Genomic DNA, 17,554 nt, shown 5'->3' with positions numbered 1-17,554 from the left:
GTGTTACCTGAATAATCCAACACCTCAGTAAGCTATTAATCGTTTAAATAAGAGGAAGGATTTTTGCCAAAACGTTCTTTAAAGAGCTTGCTAAAATATTTACGATCAGAATATCCTACCAAATAGGAGACCTCAGCTACTGTATTTTCTTTTTTTAAGAGCAATTGTTTAGCCTTCTTTAATTTGTATTCTCGGACATACTCCACCAGTGACAAACCTGTTAAAACTTTAAGTTTTTTATAAATTACGGAATGGCTCATGCCCAAATGCTTAACTACTACATTTACAGAAAAATCATTACAATCTATATTTTCCTCAATTAAATTGCCTAGATTTTGAAGAAAGGCAAGGTCTGATTTGCTTTTGGTTAAGTCCCCAATAGCCATAAAATCCTCTGAACGGAATATTTCATGTAATCGTGCTCTATTTTTTAAAATATTTTTAATTCTGGCACGAAGGAGCGACTCATTAAAAGGTTTTGTAATATAATCGTCCGCACCCGTTTCAAAACCTGCCATTTTATGCATAAAAGAAGCTCTCGCTGTTAAAAGAATGACTGGTATATGGCTCGTACTAACGTTTGATTTCAAATTATGAGTTAACTCTATTCCATCCATTACAGGCATCATGACATCGCTCACAATGAGATCAGGCAATTTTTCTAAGGCAATTTCTAATCCTTCTTTTCCATTGGAAGCTTGTAAAACAGTAAACTCATCAGAAAAAAGGTCAACGATATAGTTGCATATGTCCGCATTATCTTCTACTATAAGTAACGTTTGCTCTTTGATTACAGCAATAGCATCATGAGTTTGCTCAACGATTTGTTCCTTCCGTTTTTTACTGGTAAAATAATTTTCTATAAGTTCATCATTGGTTTCATTTCCTCCAATTTCATCTTCATTAAAATAAGCATTCCCTTTTTTCAATGTGATTATAAATGTACTGCCGGAACCCTTTTTACTTTTAACGGTTATTTCTCCGTGATGCAGCTTTATAATTTCATTTGAAATAGTTAGCCCTAATCCAAAACCGGCTCCATTGCCATTATTGGAATCACTGGCCTGATAAAAACGATTAAATATTTTAGAAAGATGTTTCTTTGAAATCCCAACTCCTTCATCTACCAATTCTAATTGTACTTTTTCTTCCGTTTCTGTGACAAAAAGCTTTATGGTGCCTCCAGTGTTTGTGAATTTTAATGCATTAGAAAATAAATTATACAGCACTTTTTCCATCTGATTTTTGTCAAACCATAATTTTATCATTTCGCTTGAGGATTCAAACTCAAATTTGATTTCCTTCTGATAGGCAAATTCCTTAAACGACAGGTAAATCTCTTTGCTAAACTTAACCCAATCCTCTTTTACTACATTTAATTTGATTTGATGATGCTCCAGTTTTCTAAAGTCAAGAAGTTCATTCACCAGATTAAGTAAATATTCACCATTCTTTTTAATGGTTCCAAAGGGGTTTTGTTGATGGCCTTCAGGAAAGTCATCGGTTTTTAATAATTTATTAATGGAACTCAAAATCAGCGTTACCGGAGTTCTTATTTCATGGGAGATATTCGTAAAAAAATCTTGTTTCAGATTATAGAGTTCTATGTCTTTTTCGTGTGTGAATTTCTCGAATCTTAAATCCGTTTTCATTTTTTCCCATGAAATGATGTATTTTATAAAAACATATAAAATTAGAATCACTAAAACAGTATAAATTAAAAATGCCCACCATTCCAACCAAAAAGGTTTTAAAATTTTAATATTTACAGCACTATATTCATTTGTCCAATCACTTCCCAATTCTCTGCTCCTCACTTTGAAAATATATTTACCCGGAGAAAGATTCGTATAGGTAGCCGTACCATCTTTACCTATCGAACGCCAATTTTCATCAAAATTGTCCATTTTAATCTGGTACTCACAATTAGCAGAGGATGGAAATTGCATTGCTGCAAATTCAAAAGTAATTACATCCTGGTCGTATTCTAGAGTTATATCTTTAGAAAAAGCAATGTCGTTTTTCAATATTTCATCTTTCCCGATTGGAACTTCTTTATTGAAAAGTTTGAAACTTGTAAATTTTACTTTAGGAGTGATATTTTTAGCTTTGATTGTTTCAGGATTAAATTTAATAACTCCTTTAGAACAACCAAAGTACAACATCCCTTTTTCGTCTTTAAAACTGGAGTTAATATGATAAACCCCTTTAAGATTTGAAAAACTGTTGAAATTTTTTGTTTTATAATCATAATTAAAAATCCCTTGCTTAGTACTAAACCAGATTAATCCAATGTTATCTTCTATAATTGCCGTCACGGTCTGATAACGGACATTTTTATATTTTTCAAAACGATTAATTTTTTTGGTCTTTTTATCCAAAAGATTAATTCCTTCCCCGGCAGTTCCAATCCATAAATTCCCTTTGGTATCTTTTAAGATACTGTAAACATAATCACTGCTAATGGAGTTTTGGTTATTCCCTGAACTTTTATAAACTTTAAAACGGTTGGTTTTTGGATTCAAGAGATTGACTCCGCCACCAAAAGTAGCCAGCCAAATTAAATCTCCATCTTTTTGAAGCGAGATTACATTGTCACTACTTATAGAAAATGGGTCTCTTGATTTCTTTTTATAACTTTTAAATTCTTTTGCAGTTACATTATAATAATTAAGTCCTCCTCCCCAAGTAGCTACCCAAATATTGTTTTTTTCATCTTCAACAACGTAACGGACATCATTGTAACTTAAGGATTTTGGGTTTGCTATATCTTGTTTGAATTGTATAGTGGAACCTGTTTTGTAATTAAAATTAACCAGACCATTTACAAAGGTTCCAATCCAAAGCGTTCCGTTATTAGCCTCTTTTATGTACTGAATATAATCGTCTCCTATTGAATTCTTTCGCTCACTATTATATCGCTTTACGGTATTTGTTTTTTCTTGCAAAACAGCCAGTCCTTTTCCGTCTAGTCCCATAAAAAAAGCATCCTTATTTTTATAAACAGACAATACTGATATTGGAGTTTCCCCTTTATCAGCACTGGGCAAAAAAGTATAGTCTTTATTAGAACTTAATACATCAACACCATTCCATGCCGTTCCTAACCAAATATTAGAATTCTCATCTTCCATGAGATTGTATATGGCATTACTGGAAATTGAAGATTCTAATTGGGAATCATTTGTATAATTATAAACAATTGGCTTTACACTATTGATATTAGTTATTTTAAAAAGTCCGTTACCATCCGTTCCGATCCATAAAACCCCATTCCGATCCCTTTTTATGCACCGTACAATAGTAATCGTCTGATCTATCCCATAATTCTTTTTTTCAAAACTTAAAGTGTTGACATTTAATGTCAGTAATCCTTTTCCGCTCGATCCGATGAGAATTTCATTCTTATTTAAACTGCTTATCGAATGTATGTAATCTGGTGAGATACCACTTGAAGAACTGATGCGTACAAACGCACCTGTTTGGGGATTGAATTTATTTAAGCCGCCTCCAAAAGTACCTATCCAAAGATTTTTGTCAGCATCTTCATAAATACTTCTAACGTCATTATTACTTAATGATTTGTTATTGGTAGCCTGAAACTTATAGGTTTTAAATATTTTTTTTCTTTCTTCAAAAAAGGAAAGCCCATTTTTTGTCCCTAGCCAAATCGTTCCCTTTGAATCTTCAAAAAGAGTATTCAATTCATTAGAAGGAACAGAATGATTGTCATTCAAAATATTTTTGTAAGCCACGAATTTATCATTCGAAGGATTGTATAAATTCAATCCTCCTCCAAACGTAGCAATCCAAATTTTTCCTTTATGATCTATCAGTAAATCGGAGATATCATTTGCGCTTAAAGCACTATTTTGTTTATTGTATGTTTTTATTTTGTTGCCGTCATACCGATTCAATCCGTTTTCAGTACCAATCCAAACAAAACCATTTTTTTCCTTTACAATACTTCTGACTCTGTCATTAGAGAGCCCATTGGTTTGATTTATTTTATTAAATATAACTTGCGACTGACCAAAACAAGGAGTAAAAACAGAATATATTAAAAGGGAAAATAAGGCAAAAAAAGCGTGTATTAGTTTTGTTTTCAATGTCAGATTTAATTTAAGAAATCCCTAGAAATAAATTATTGAAATCTATTTTTTAGTACTAAATAAACGATTTACAAATTTGTTCTAAACAACAAATATATACAATTGACTTTTATTTATATCTTTTTTTGCTTCTAATGAATTTTAATATAAAATATCGGAGGATTGCTCAAAAATTGAATTTCACTCAAATAAAACAAAAAATCAAATTATAGTCAAAAAAAATCCCAACAACTCTTTCGAGGTATTGGGACGTTTTGATAATTCTGATATTCGAGGTTGTAATTTGATGGTTGTTTAATTAATTTGAAGGAAATGAAAATTCTACATCAATATAGTATTGATTCTTTTTCCCTTTTTGAAGTAAAATAAATCTTCCATGTATTAAATTATCGACTGTAAGTACAAAATCTTCCGAAACTTTTACTTTGTTTACAGAAATCGCATTTTCCTTCAAAGCACGTCTTACCTCATTATTTGAAGACAAAAAACCTGTTTTTGAAAAAGCATCTACTATTGAATAGCCTGCTTCAATTTCTTTTTGCGTGATTTTAGCAGTTGGTAAACTTTCGAAAATTTCTTCCAATGTCTCAAAAGGTAAAGTCTTTAAATCATCAATAGTTGGCTTAAAAAAAGCTTCTGATGCTTTTTGCGCTTTCTCCAACTCTTCTTTTGAATGAACAAAAACCGTTAACTCTTCAGCCAATCTTCGTTGTAAAACTCTTAAATGCGGAGCCGTTTGATGTTCTTCTATTAGTGTATCTATTGTTTCTTTGTCTAAAAAAGTAAAAATCTTAATGTATTTCTCTGCATCAACATCGGTGGTATTCAACCAAAACTGGTAAAATTTATAAACCGAAGTTTTATCAGCCGTCAACCAAACATTTCCTCCTTCGGATTTTCCAAATTTTGAACCGTCAGCTTTTGTAATTAACGGACAAGTCATCGCATATGCTTTGGCTCCTTCTGAATTCATTCGTCTTACTAATTCAGTCCCGGTTGTAATATTTCCCCATTGGTCTGAACCTCCCATTTGTAACAAACAATTGTATTCTTTATGCAAATGGTAAAAATCATATCCTTGAATTAATTGATACGTAAACTCGGTAAAAGACATCCCTTCACCTTCGCCAGACAATCTTTTCTTTACAGAATCTTTGGCCATCATATAATTCACGGTGATTCTTTTACCCACATCACGAGCGAAATTAATGAATGACAAATTCTTCATCCAATCGTAATTATTTACCAGAACTGGCGCGTTTATTTCATTCGAATTAAAATCTAAAAAACGAGATAAAACACTTTTTATTCCTTCTACATTATGATTCAAAGTAGCTTCATCCAAGAGATTTCTCTCATCAGATTTACCGGATGGATCCCCAATCATTCCTGTAGCTCCACCAACCAATGCAATAGGTTTGTGTCCAAAATTTTTCAAATGAACCAAAAGAATTATAGGCACCAAGCTTCCAATATGTAAGGAATCCGATGTTGGATCAAATCCGATGTAAGTGGTTGTCATTTCTTTTAGAAGTTGCTCTTCAGTTCCAGGCATGATATCGTGAACTAAACCGCGCCATTGTAATTCGGAAATAATATTTTTCATTTTATAAAAATCAATTTGCACAAAGATAGTTTTAATTGCATAATTTGAAAATCTATCTCTATAAAATCGAACAATCCATTATCTTTACCAAATGATTTTAGTCACAGGAGGAACAGGTTTAGTAGGTGCGCATGTATTGCTTCATTTAATTGAAAGTGGAGAAAATGTCCGTGCCATTTATCGCAATACAAAAAGTATAGAAAAGACTAAAAATCTATTTAATTTATACAAAAAATCGAATTTATTTGATGCTATCGAATGGATTCAAGCTGATATCACTGACATTCCAGCGTTAGAAAATGCTTTTGAGGGAATCAATTATGTTTATCATTGTGCCGCTTTGATTTCTTTCGATCCAAAAGACGAAGATTTAATTCGAAAAATTAATATTGAAGGAACCGCAAATATTGTCAATTTTTGTGTTGCCAATGCTATAAAAAAACTGTGCTTTGTGAGTTCAATAGCCGCTCTTGGCGATATTGCCCCACACGAAAAAGTTATCACAGAAGAAACCGAATGGAATCCCGAAAAACCACACAGCGATTATGCTATTTCTAAATATGGTGCCGAAATGGAAATATGGCGTGGGCAGCAGGAAGGATTGGAAGTGATAATTCTAAATCCTGGTGTAATTATTGGCCCTGGTTTTTGGGAACAAGGAAGCGGACAACTTTTTACGAAAGTAAAAAAAGGATTATCATTTTACACTTTGGGAAGCTCCGGGTTTGTCGCTGTGACTGATGTAGTCCGAATTGCAACTCAATTAATGAAAAGTGAAATTCATAATGAACGATTCACATTAATTGCAAAAAATATCGTTTTCAGAGATATCTTGAACAGCATTGCTGACTCTCTTCACACAAAAAGACCAACTATTCATGCGAAACCATTATTTATGAAAATTTGCTGGAGAATAGACTGGATACTATCGAATATTTTTATGCAAAAAAGACAACTAACTAGCGCTACTGCAAAAGCATCTTATTCTATAAATGAATATTCCAATGAGAAAGTTACAACTATTTTGAAAACGGAGTTTTTAGATATTCACCAATACATCAAAGAAATTTCAACTTTGTAATTAAAGCCTTTTTCTTTGGTTAATTTCCAATGAATCTATCATTTTACTAGTAGGCGAAACGGATTTCTCAGCTGGCTTTTTCTTCTTATTCTTCTTATTCTTTTTCTCTTCAGCCTTAATTAAAGCAGTTATTGCTGTTTTATTTTTAGTCAACCTATCTTTTACTTGATCAATAATATTTGCATATTCCTCATAATTAGAAGCATAATAAGTATTATTTTTAGAAAATTGCAGACTGTCAACTTTGTACTTTTTATAAATATAGTTTTTAGGATTTATTTTAAAGGTATCTAAAGAGGTCGGATTTTGGTATTTAATAGCTTCCAAAAGCGATAAATCATACATAATATTAATCATTTCGTCTTTTTCTATAAGCCGATTTGGTTTTTTCAATACCTCATCCTTACAGCTTACAAGTACCGCAACAATCGCTAAAAATGCTATTAGTTTCTTCATATCTACCTTTTTATCTATCAAATAACAATCGTTTTCCTGCACGAATTTCTTTTACTTTGAAAGCAGTATACACTAATTGTCCATTTACAAAAGTATGCGTTATTCTAGATTTAAATGTAAATCCTTCAAATGGTGACCATCCGCATTTAGCAAGAATATTTTCTTTTTTAACACTCCACGGTAAACCTGAATTTATAATAACCAAATCCGCATAATACCCTTCTTTTATAAAACCACGCTTCTCAATTTTGAAAATCTTAGCCGGATTATGACACATTTTTTCAACAATTTTTTCAATACTGATTTTACCTTGGTGATGCGCTTCAAACATAGCCACAACGGCATGTTGCACTAATGGCCCACCAGAAGGAGCTTTTAGATACGGGAGTTTTTTCTCTTCCAGTGTATGTGGTGCGTGATCGGTTGCAATCACATCAATTCGGTCATCAAGCAAGGCTTCCCAAAGTACTTTTCGGTCATTGGCTGTTTTTACCGCTGGATTCCATTTGATTAAATTGCCTTTGGTTGCATAATCATCATTAGTAAACCATAAATGATGCACACAAACTTCAGCAGTGATTTTCTTGTCTTCCAATGGGATTTTATTGGTAAACAAATCCATTTCTTTAGCTGTCGAAAGATGAAAAATATGCAAACGAGCACCTGTTTTCTTAGCCAAAGCAATTGCTTTTGAAGAGGAAATATAACAGGCTTCTTCACTTCTGATCAGGTGATGAACCGTTACCGGAACATCTTCTCCAAACTCTTCTTTGTATTTTTCAAGATTGTTTTTGATGGTAGCTTCATCCTCACAATGAACCGCAATAAGCATAGGCGTACTGGAGAATATTTTTTCTAAAGTAGCTTCGTTATCCACCAACATATTTCCGGTTGATGAACCTAAAAATATTTTTATTCCTGCAACATTCTTCGGATTTGTCTTTAGAACTTCTTCTAAATTATCGTTTGTTGCACCCATCATAAAAGAATAATTTGCATAGGATTTCTCTGCAGCAATTTTATATTTTTCTTCTAAAATTTCTTGGGTTACGGCATTTGGAACCGTATTTGGTTGTTCTATGTAAGAAGTAATTCCTCCGGCAACTGCAGCTTTCGATTCTGATTCTATATCACCTTTGTATGTAAGACCCGGTTCTCTAAAATGAACCTGATCATCAATCGCTCCAGGAATTAGGTAATTCCCTTCGGCATCAATGATTTTGCATTGGGAAGATTTAGCACTTATGCTTTCCGCAATTTCAACAATTAAGTCATCTTCAATTAATACATCGCCTTCAAAAATCGTTCCTTCATTTACTATTTTGGCATTCTTAATTAAAATCCTGTTCATCGTATCTTCTTCTTATAATGTGTTGACTAATTTTTTTAATCTAAGGGAAATAACTCCAAAAACGGCTTCTATAATTATAGAGTTACTCATTTTGGATTGTCCTTTTGTTCTATCGGTAAAAATGATGGGAACCTCAACAATTTGAAATTTCTTACAGTATGTTCTGTATTTCATTTCAATTTGAAAGGCATATCCAACAAATTTTATTTTATCTAAATTGATGCTTTCCAACACTTTTCTTTTGTAACAAACAAAACCCGCTGTAGCATCATGAATTTTCATTCCGGTTATTAATTTAACATAAACTGAGGCAAAATAGGACATCAAAACACGGCTTAAAGGCCAGTTTACCACATTCACACCTGTTACATATCTAGAGCCGATCGCTAAATCAGCATCTCCTAAATGACAGGCATTATATAATTTTTCTAAATCATTTGGATTGTGTGAAAAATCAGCATCCATCTCAAAAACAAACTCATACGTATGCCTCAAAGCCCATTTAAAACCATGTACATAAGCAGTTCCTAAGCCTGATTTTTTTGCTCTTTTTTCCAAAAACAATCTGTCTTTGAATTCAGATTGAAGCATAACTACTCTATCCGCTGTACCATCTGGCGAATTATCATCAATAATAAGAACATGAAAAAGCTTGTGTTGAGAAAGCACAGTTCTGATAATGCTTTCGATATTTTCAATTTCGTTATAGGTAGGAATTATAACAATACAATCGTTCATCTTTTGAGTAATTTCAACGCAAAAGTAAACTTTTTATGCCATTTGATTCATAATAAATTTATAATAAAAAAGAATGATGCAAAAAAATAGTAATTTTGTATCGCTATGATTGAACACGTACTTCATCCAAGGATAACCGGAAATAAAGATTGGGCTACACTTTTATTTGTGTTGTCTTTTGCTATTATTGCTGTTACTAAATCTGTTTTTGAAAATCGTTTTGGTGATTTTTCAAAATTAATTTTTTCAGATAAATACACTAAAATATATAGAGACAGCAGCCATCTTAAAAGCGGTTTTACCATTGCTTTGTTTTTTGTTCAGGTTATTTCATTTGCATTCTTCATTCAGCTATCGTTGAGTCAGTTTGGATATGCCACAAAAACAGATTGGATTTTATACATTCAAATAACTACTTTCCTTATCTTTTTTATTTTATCGAAATATCTCATAGAAAAAATTATTGCCACGGCATTCAATATGGAAGAATTTGTTGAACAATTTAATCTTCAAAAGGTTACCTATAGAACTTATATTGGCTTAACAATACTGCCAATCAATATTATTTTGTTTTATTACGACTCAATTTCAAGAAATTTTCCATTATTTATCATAGCTATAGTACTGATAATAAACATATTAACTTATTTGATTTCAATAAAAAACTATCAAAATTTAATATTCAGTAAGTTGTTTTATTTTATTTTATATCTTTGCGCACTTGAAATAGCCCCCTATTATTTTATGTATTATTGGTTTACAAAAGGGAGCGCATAGAAAATGTCAAAATATGAAAGTGAAAACAATTTTGGTGTCACAGCCTGAGCCTAAAGTGGAAAATTCCCCTTACTTTGAGCTTCAACAAAAGCATAAAGTTAAAATTGATTTCAGACCTTTTATTCATGTAGAAGGCGTTAATGCAAAAGAGATTAGACTTCAAAAAATCGATCTTAATCATTACACCGCAATTATTTTAACGAGCAAGAATGCAGTTGATCATTTCTTTAGAGTTGCTGATGAAATGCGTTTTAAAGTTCCTGAAGGATTGAAATATTTTTGCCAGTCGGAAGCAATTGCTTTTTACCTGCAAAAGTATGTCGTGTATAGAAAACGTAAAATTTACGTAGGCCCTAAAGATTTTGCTGATTTATCTCCACTGATAAAAAAATACAAAGACGAAAAATTCTTATTACCAGCTTCAGATCAATTGAATGCCGATGCGCCAATAACGCTTAATGCATTGAAAGTAGATTGGACTCCAGCGGTTTTTTATAAAACTGTAATGAGCGATTTGTCTGATTTAGCCGATGTGTATTATGATGTTTTAGCTTTCTTTAGTCCAACTGGAATAAAATCATTGTTTAAAAACTTCCCGGATTTCAAGCAAAACGATACCCGAATTGCAGTTTTTGGAAGCACTACACAAAAAGAAGCGTTGGATCATGGTTTAAGAGTAGATATCTTGGCACCAACACCAGCAACACCTTCAATGACAATGGCTTTGGAAAAATACATTGTAGAAGCAAATAAAGGAAAATAGAAAATTACTTTTCAGATACAATCAAAAGCCATTCGCAATCCGAATGGCTTTTTTGATTTTAAAATAGTAATATATCAGTATTTATTCACTAATAATTTTCTTTCGGTGTTCAATTCCCCACTCAGTTAGGTTTCTTATTATGGTTTGCAATGTCTTTCCGTGTTCCGTAAGTTCATATCGAACCGTTATTGGTTGTGTGTCCAAAACTGTTCTTTTGATCAATTTATTTATTTCTAATTCTTTTAGTTCCTTACTCAGCATTTTGTTAGAAATACCATTGATGTCATTTAAAATATCCGAAAATCTTCTTTTGTTGTAATAGCAGATGGAAGAAATTATAGATATTTTCCATTTGCCACTTAACACATCCATTGAATCTTGGACTGCCATCATTTCTCTCTTATGCTCGTCTGTATTGTATTCGCTACATTTCATGCTATTTCTTGTTACTTTAATGTTACTATGTTACCCTAATGTGATTGTAACTTTTAGAAACAAAGTTACTAAAATAAATTAGAGTGTTATAGCTTTGCTTCATAATTAATAAAATACACTATGAGTAAATTAAAAAACAAGATTGCAATTGTTACAGGTGCTTCTAAAGGAATTGGAGCTTCAATTGCAAAATATTTTGCAACAGAAGGGGCAAAAGTTGTCGTAAACTATTCTTCAAATAAAGAAGATGCGGAAAAAGTTGTTCAATCCATAACTGATAATGGAGGAACTGCAATAGCTATTCAAGGTGATGTGTCAAAAGTATCTGATGTGATTAGAATTTTTGAAGAAACTAAGAATGCTTTTGGCACTTTGGACATTTTAGTAAATAATGCAGGTATTTATCCTGCTGCACTAATACAAGATGTTACAGAGGAGTCTTTTCACAAACTTTTCAATGTTAATGTGTTAGGATCACTATTAACAATTAAGGAAGCTGTTAAACAGTTTGGAAATGTTGGAGGAGTAATAATAAATATTAGTTCTGGAGTCAGCACCACGCCTTTAGCAATGATGTCTGAATATTCAGCTACTAAAGCGGCATTAGATGCTATTACCGTTTCCTTATCAAAAGAGTTTAGCGGTAGAAACATTCGAATCAATTCTATACTTCCTGGTGGTGTTGAAACCGAAGGCACAAGAACTGCAGGAATTACGGGTAGTGACCTAGAAAAAACTATTATTGAAAAAACGCCACTTGGTCGTATCGGTCATCCTGATGATATCGCAAAAGTTGCAGTTTTCCTTGCTTCTGATGATTCAGGTTGGATTACTGGAGAAAAAATTACTGTTGCCGGAGGTCTTTACGGATTATAAAAATCAATAGCTCATTAGATTTATAACTTCACATTAAAGATAAAAGCCATTCAGATTGCGAATGGCTTTTTTTATGGCAAAAATTATAAAAACAACCTCATATCCTTTTTACTAATCGTTTTTTATTTAAATTTGATTTTCAATTCAAACTAAATTTCACATTTTAGTTAAAAAAAACAACTCATGAAAATCAATTCCCTAATAGTAGAAATAGACGGTATCGATAAAGAAATTTTACGTGACCTGATGGAAGATGCCCGAAAGCCAATTCTTCAAATCGCGAACAAAATAGGAATTTCAGGAGCTGCTATTCACCAGCGATTGCGAAAGCTGGAACAATCCGGCGTGATTTCGGGTTCAAAATTTACGGTAAATCATAAGATTTTGGGTTATAACACAATGGCCTTTGTTGGAATTTACTTAGACAAAGCAGCTCGAAATCCAGAAGCCGTAAGAGATTTAAAAAAAATTCCCGAAGTACTGGAATGCCATTATACCACCGGAAATTGGTCGATATTAATCAAGATTATTTGCCGCGATAACGAACATTTAATGCATTTGCTCAACACCAAAATTCAGGCTATCGAAGGCGTTTCCAGAACAGAAACCTTCATTTCCTTAGACCAACAAATTGATCGACAGATTCAGCTATAACTTTTTGGTTTAATCGGTTAATCCTTACTTTGGTTATTTGACAAAAAAATCCGTCTCGTTTTTAAACAAGACGGATTTATATTTTTTGAGCAAAAATTAATTTCTTCTTCCGCCCATATATATCGAAACATAATACAACAATGTAGCAATAGAGCCCAAAGTGGCCACTACATAGGTTCTGGCTGCCCATTTTAGTGAATCTTTAGCTCCAGCTTGTTCTTGTTGCGTCAACATTCTTTTATTTTCCAACCAAGCCAATGCGCGATTACTCGCATCATATTCTACCGGTAAAGTAATGATTGAAAATAAGGTTGTTGCCGCAAAAATCACGATTCCTACCAATAACAATTGAGGAAAAGTTCTCATCATCAAAATACCAGCCAGTAAAATCCACTGCATGTACGTTGAAGCTACATTTACGATTGGAACTAATTGCGAACGCATCGTCAACCATCGATATCCTACAGCATGTTGCACCGCGTGACCGCATTCGTGAGCAGCAACAGCGGCCGCAGCAGCATTTCGTTGGTTATAAACCGCCTCGCTTAAATTTACTGTTTTATCCAAAGGATTATAATGATCCGTCAATTGTCCTGCAACCGAGATTACCCGCACATCCCGAATTCCATTATCAGCAAGCATTTTTTCGGCGATTTCAGCGCCCGACATTCCGTTTTGTAATTGTAATTTAGAATAATGTTCAAATTTGCTTTTCAGTCTTGAACTAACTAACCAGCTAAATAGCATAATTGCTCCAGCAAGAATCAAATAACTCATTCCCATATTTTTGTTTGTTTGTTTGTTTTTAAATGTTTAAAATAAAACATCAAATTTTGAACCAATTTTTTGTAATGTCAATTTGGCATTGCTGAAATAGAACACGGATAACGTGGATGAAACGAATTTGCACGGGTTTTCATGAATTTTAAAAAAAAATCCAAATTCTATTATTAGAATTTGGATTTAAATGCATTCATGGTGATGATCAACTTACCCCACTAAATTGATAATTTTACCCGGAACAATAATCACCTTATTCGGCGTTCTTCCTTCTAATTGTTTGATGGTTCTTTCGTCTTTCATTACGATTTCCTCGATTTGTTCTTTGGTTAAATCCAAAGGTAAAACCATCGTAAATCGCATTTTTCCGTTGAAAGAAACTGGATATTCTTTGCTGCTTTCCACCAAATGTTGTGCGTCGAATAATGGAAAATCAACTGTTGCAATCGAACCCTTATTTCCTAACAACGACCATAATTCTTCGGCAATATGTGGCGCATAAGGCGAAATCACAATCGCTAATGGTTCCAGAATCGCACGAGAATGGCAATTTTGGGTTGACAATTCATTCACACAAATCATAAACTGAGAAACCGAAGTGTTGAAAGAAAAACTCTCAATATCTTCCGCCACTTTTTTGATGGTTTTGTGCAATGATTTTAGATTGTCTTTCGTAGGTTCGTCATTGGTAACGATCAAACCATTTTCATCAAAATACAAACGACACAGTTTTTTCAAGAATCCAAAAACTCCCGAAATTCCTGCCGTATTCCAAGGTTTTGCCTGTTCCAATGGTCCTAAGAACATTTCATACAAACGCAAAGTATCTGCTCCATATTCATTACAAATATCATCTGGAGTTACTACATTGTATTTCGATTTCGACATTTTTTCAACTTCACGACCCACGATGTATTTGCCATTATCATCTAAAATAAATTCTGCATTAGCGTAATCTTCTCTCCAAGCTTTGAATTTTTCAATATCTAACTCATCCGAAGCATTTACAAAATGAACATCAGCGTGAATATTATTTACTTCAATTTTATCAATATGAATAAATTCTACAACCTCTTGAGAATCTTCAACTTTATATTTTTTCTTAATTGCATCCAAAAAATATTTCTTGAAAATTGTTAAATCTCCCTCAAGAATTTTTTTAGACTCTCCATTTGAAATGAATAAATTTTTAAAAACCTCACTATCATCATTGTTTTCATAACCTTTTTTATATGAAATAACATATGAATTAGGCAAATCTATACGTTTTACAAAAGCACTCGTTCCCAAAATCATTCCCTGATTGATCAATTTTTTGAACGGTTCTTCAGTTGGTGCAAAACCTTTATCTTTCAGGAATTTGTTCCAAAAACGAGAATACAATAAATGCCCGGTTGCGTGTTCGCTTCCGCCTATGTATAAATCTACGCTTTCCCAATATGAAAGTGCTTCCTTGCTCGCAAACTCCTTTTCATTGTGCGCATCCATATAACGCATCCAATACCATGAACTTCCCGCCCAACCTGGCATGGTATTCAATTCAAGAGGATGAATCGTTTTATTGTCTACTAAATCCGTATTGACAACTTGATTTGTTTCTGTATTCCAAGCCCAAACCAAAGCGTTTCCTAAAGGAGGCAAACCTTCTTCGGTTGGTAAATATTTCTCCACTTCCGGCAAGATGATTGGCAAATGTTGCGCATCAATCATTTGCGGCAAGCCATTCACATAATATACCGGAAACGGTTCTCCCCAATAGCGCTGGCGAGAGAAAACGGCATCACGCAAACGGTAATTCGTTTTTCCTTTTCCTTGATTTAATTTTTCTAATTCCTCGATAACTTTTTTGGTCGCTTCCTTGTAATTCAATCCGTTTAGGAAATCAGAATTAGCGATAATTACATTGTCTTTCGAACCATAGGCAACTTCAGAAATATCCACATTGGCAAAAATGTTTTTGATTTCCTGCATGCCTTGTTGCCCTTTGAAAAAATTCGCAAAAGCATAATCTCTTTCGTCGCCACAAGGAACCGCCATAACAGCGCCTGTTCCGTAGCCTGCCAAAACATAATCCCCAATCCAAACTGGAATTGGTTCTTTCGTAAACGGATGTTCCGCATACGCTCCTGTAAACACTCCCGAAATAGTTTTCACATCAGCCATACGTTCTCTTTCGGAACGTTTTGCGGTTTTTTCTATATAGGCTTCCACTTCCGCTTTTTGTTCAGGAGTGGTAATTTGTGCTACCAATTCATGTTCCGGCGCCAACGTCATGAACGTAACTCCAAAGATTGTATCAGGTCTTGTAGTAAACACATCGATATATTGTTGCTCACTTTCGACTTTCGACTTTTGACTTTCGACTTTAAAAGAAACCGTTGCTCCAACGGATTTTCCAATCCAGTTTCTTTGACTTTCTTTGATACTTTCACTCCAATCAATATCATTTAATCCTTGCAACAAACGTTCTGCATAAGCCGAAATTCGCATGCTCCATTGCGTCATTTTTTTACGAACAACCGTAAAACCTCCACGCTCTGAAACACCATTTACGATTTCGTCATTCGCCAATACCGTTCCTAATCCCGGACACCAGTTCACCTCAGTCTCGGCCAAATAGGTCAATCTGTATTGTAGCAAAATTCGCTCCTGCTGTTCTTTTGCGAAAGCGTTCCATTCATTTGCCGAAAACACTTCAATATTTTCATCGCAAACTGCATTTACATTTACATTTCCTTCTGTTGAAAAAATGGAAACCAAAGTCGAAATATCTTCTGCTTTATCGCTGTTTTTATTATACCAAGAATTGAATAATTGGATGAAAATCCATTGGGTATGTTTGTAATAATCCGAATTTGAAGTGCGCACTTCCCTGCTCCAATCGAATGAAAATCCAATTTTATCCAGTTGTTTTCTGTAACCCGCAATTTTATTTCCTTCTTTATCCGTTCCTCCATCAATATTTACCGAAGTAGTATCTTCCGGACGTTGCCCCGTTTGAATGGCATATTGTTCCGCAGGCAAACCAAAACTGTCATAACCCATAGGGTGCAACACATTAAAACCTTGGTGTCTTTTGTATCTTGAATACACATCAGAAGCAATATATCCCAGCGGATGCCCAACGTGTAATCCCGCTCCAGATGGATAAGGAAACATATCAAGTACGTAATATTTAGGTTTTGTTGAGTTATTTTCGGCTTTAAACGTTGCGTTTTCTAACCAATATTTCTGCCATTTGGCCTCTATTTCGTTCGGATTGTATTTCATTCCTTTTTTTATTGTTTTTTAAATGGAGTCACGCTATCGCATACTCAGGTCATTTTATAAAAGTTGTAAAGTGACAAAGACTTTTCAGGACGGCTATTTTAGGTGCCAAATTTAAGGTTATTGTACATTGTACCAAAGCTATTTCTTTGACAAAGAAAAAAATAAATAATTAATTAATTAAAACTAAGTAAAAATACTTATGTTTGTAAAATAATATCTACGTATTTTAAATTATCAAATCTTACAAAATTTGATTTATTAGTAGTTAATTGCTTTTCACTATATTTTTTAAAACATACTGATGAAAGAAAATAAAAAATACACTATTGCAGTCAGAATTTGGATTGAAGAAGCCGATGGTCCTTTTTTAGGCATTGGAAAGATATGGTTGCTGGAGAATATCGCAAAAACGGGTTCGATTACTAATGCAGCCAAAGAAATGAAAATGGCGTATCGTCAAGCTTGGCAATTAGTGGAAGAAATGAACAAACGTGCCGAAAAACCACTGGTAGAAAAACTACTTGGCGGCAAAGGTGGTGGCGGTGCCAGATTGACGGAAGCCGGAGAAAGAGCCATTCAGACTTTTTATGAATTAGAAAAGAAAATTCAAGATTTTGCCAGAAAAGAAACGTTGAATTTGAAATTTTAAAAAATT

General features: G+C 33.5%; 14 protein-coding genes. 6 read left to right on the top strand and 8 right to left on the bottom strand.

The annotated features are described in order from the left end of the window. Positions 1–35: 35 nt before the first annotated feature. Positions 36–4,109, bottom strand: a complete 4,074-nt coding sequence (locus ACM55H_RS07260; RefSeq protein ID WP_416835889.1) for a hybrid sensor histidine kinase/response regulator transcription factor — start codon at positions 4,107–4,109, stop codon at positions 36–38. 301 nt (positions 4,110–4,410) lie between these two features. After that, complete coding sequence (tyrS, locus tag ACM55H_RS07255; protein ID WP_416835888.1) at positions 4,411–5,718, bottom strand: tyrosine--tRNA ligase; 1,308 nt, start codon at positions 5,716–5,718, stop codon at positions 4,411–4,413. A gap of 91 nt (positions 5,719–5,809) precedes the next feature. On the opposite strand from tyrS, the gene ACM55H_RS07250 reads away from it, so the two are divergent. Then, positions 5,810–6,799 (top strand): NAD-dependent epimerase/dehydratase family protein, encoded by a 990-nt coding sequence (locus ACM55H_RS07250; RefSeq protein WP_416835887.1) that lies wholly within the window; start codon positions 5,810–5,812, stop codon positions 6,797–6,799. Here ACM55H_RS07250 and ACM55H_RS07245 read toward each other — a convergent pair whose 3' ends face one another. The 3 genes from ACM55H_RS07245 to ACM55H_RS07235 are packed head-to-tail and all read right to left on the bottom strand — an operon-like array spanning position 6,800 to position 9,344. Next, the gene (locus ACM55H_RS07245; protein ID WP_416835886.1) at positions 6,800–7,255 is read right to left on the bottom strand and encodes a DUF4296 domain-containing protein; all 456 of its coding nucleotides are present in this window, start codon (positions 7,253–7,255) and stop codon (positions 6,800–6,802) included. Positions 7,256–7,265: 10 nt separating this feature from the next. Then, complete coding sequence (locus ACM55H_RS07240; protein WP_416835885.1) at positions 7,266–8,606, bottom strand: dihydroorotase; 1,341 nt, start codon at positions 8,604–8,606, stop codon at positions 7,266–7,268. 12 nt (positions 8,607–8,618) lie between these two features. Further along, positions 8,619–9,344, bottom strand: coding sequence for a polyprenol monophosphomannose synthase (locus ACM55H_RS07235; protein WP_416835884.1), 726 nt, complete (start codon positions 9,342–9,344; stop codon positions 8,619–8,621). Positions 9,345–9,449: 105 nt separating this feature from the next. Between ACM55H_RS07235 and ACM55H_RS07230 the strand changes: the two genes are divergently transcribed. Together ACM55H_RS07230 and ACM55H_RS07225 are read left to right on the top strand one after the other, a co-directional pair. Next, positions 9,450–10,121, top strand: a complete 672-nt coding sequence (locus ACM55H_RS07230; protein WP_416835883.1) for a DUF4271 domain-containing protein — start codon at positions 9,450–9,452, stop codon at positions 10,119–10,121. A gap of 13 nt (positions 10,122–10,134) precedes the next feature. Beyond that, the gene (locus ACM55H_RS07225) at positions 10,135–10,884 is read left to right on the top strand and encodes a uroporphyrinogen-III synthase (RefSeq protein ID WP_039108622.1); all 750 of its coding nucleotides are present in this window, start codon (positions 10,135–10,137) and stop codon (positions 10,882–10,884) included. 81 nt (positions 10,885–10,965) lie between these two features. On the opposite strand, the gene ACM55H_RS07220 is transcribed toward ACM55H_RS07225, so the two are convergent. Beyond that, entirely contained in the window at positions 10,966–11,319 is a 354-nt protein-coding gene (locus ACM55H_RS07220) for a winged helix-turn-helix transcriptional regulator (protein ID WP_416835882.1), read from the bottom strand. Between the two features lie 120 nt (positions 11,320–11,439). On the opposite strand from ACM55H_RS07220, the gene ACM55H_RS07215 reads away from it, so the two are divergent. Both ACM55H_RS07215 and ACM55H_RS07210 read left to right on the top strand, forming a co-directional pair. Continuing rightward, on the top strand, positions 11,440–12,195 hold the full coding sequence (locus ACM55H_RS07215; protein WP_416835881.1) for an SDR family NAD(P)-dependent oxidoreductase: 756 nt from the start codon (positions 11,440–11,442) through the stop codon (positions 12,193–12,195). Between the two features lie 183 nt (positions 12,196–12,378). Next, the gene (locus ACM55H_RS07210) at positions 12,379–12,849 is read left to right on the top strand and encodes an Lrp/AsnC ligand binding domain-containing protein (RefSeq protein WP_143387568.1); all 471 of its coding nucleotides are present in this window, start codon (positions 12,379–12,381) and stop codon (positions 12,847–12,849) included. A 96-nt stretch (positions 12,850–12,945) separates the two neighbouring features. Here the strand turns inward: ACM55H_RS07210 and ACM55H_RS07205 are convergent, their stop codons facing one another. Both ACM55H_RS07205 and ACM55H_RS07200 read right to left on the bottom strand, forming a co-directional pair. Beyond that, on the bottom strand, positions 12,946–13,632 hold the full coding sequence (locus ACM55H_RS07205; RefSeq protein ID WP_416835880.1) for a zinc metallopeptidase: 687 nt from the start codon (positions 13,630–13,632) through the stop codon (positions 12,946–12,948). Positions 13,633–13,839: 207 nt separating this feature from the next. After that, complete coding sequence (locus ACM55H_RS07200; protein WP_416835879.1) at positions 13,840–16,899, bottom strand: leucine--tRNA ligase; 3,060 nt, start codon at positions 16,897–16,899, stop codon at positions 13,840–13,842. A gap of 301 nt (positions 16,900–17,200) precedes the next feature. Between ACM55H_RS07200 and ACM55H_RS07195 the strand changes: the two genes are divergently transcribed. Next, on the top strand, positions 17,201–17,548 hold the full coding sequence (locus tag ACM55H_RS07195; protein ID WP_416835878.1) for a winged helix-turn-helix domain-containing protein: 348 nt from the start codon (positions 17,201–17,203) through the stop codon (positions 17,546–17,548). The last annotated feature ends 6 nt before the right edge of the window (positions 17,549–17,554 follow it).

Origin of the sequence: Flavobacterium cryoconiti (assembly GCF_048158645.1) — a bacterium.
GTDB lineage: Bacteria > Bacteroidota > Bacteroidia > Flavobacteriales > Flavobacteriaceae > Flavobacterium > Flavobacterium cryoconiti.
Note: the sequence above shows the minus strand (reverse complement) of the source record. Positions and strands in the feature narration are given on the sequence as shown.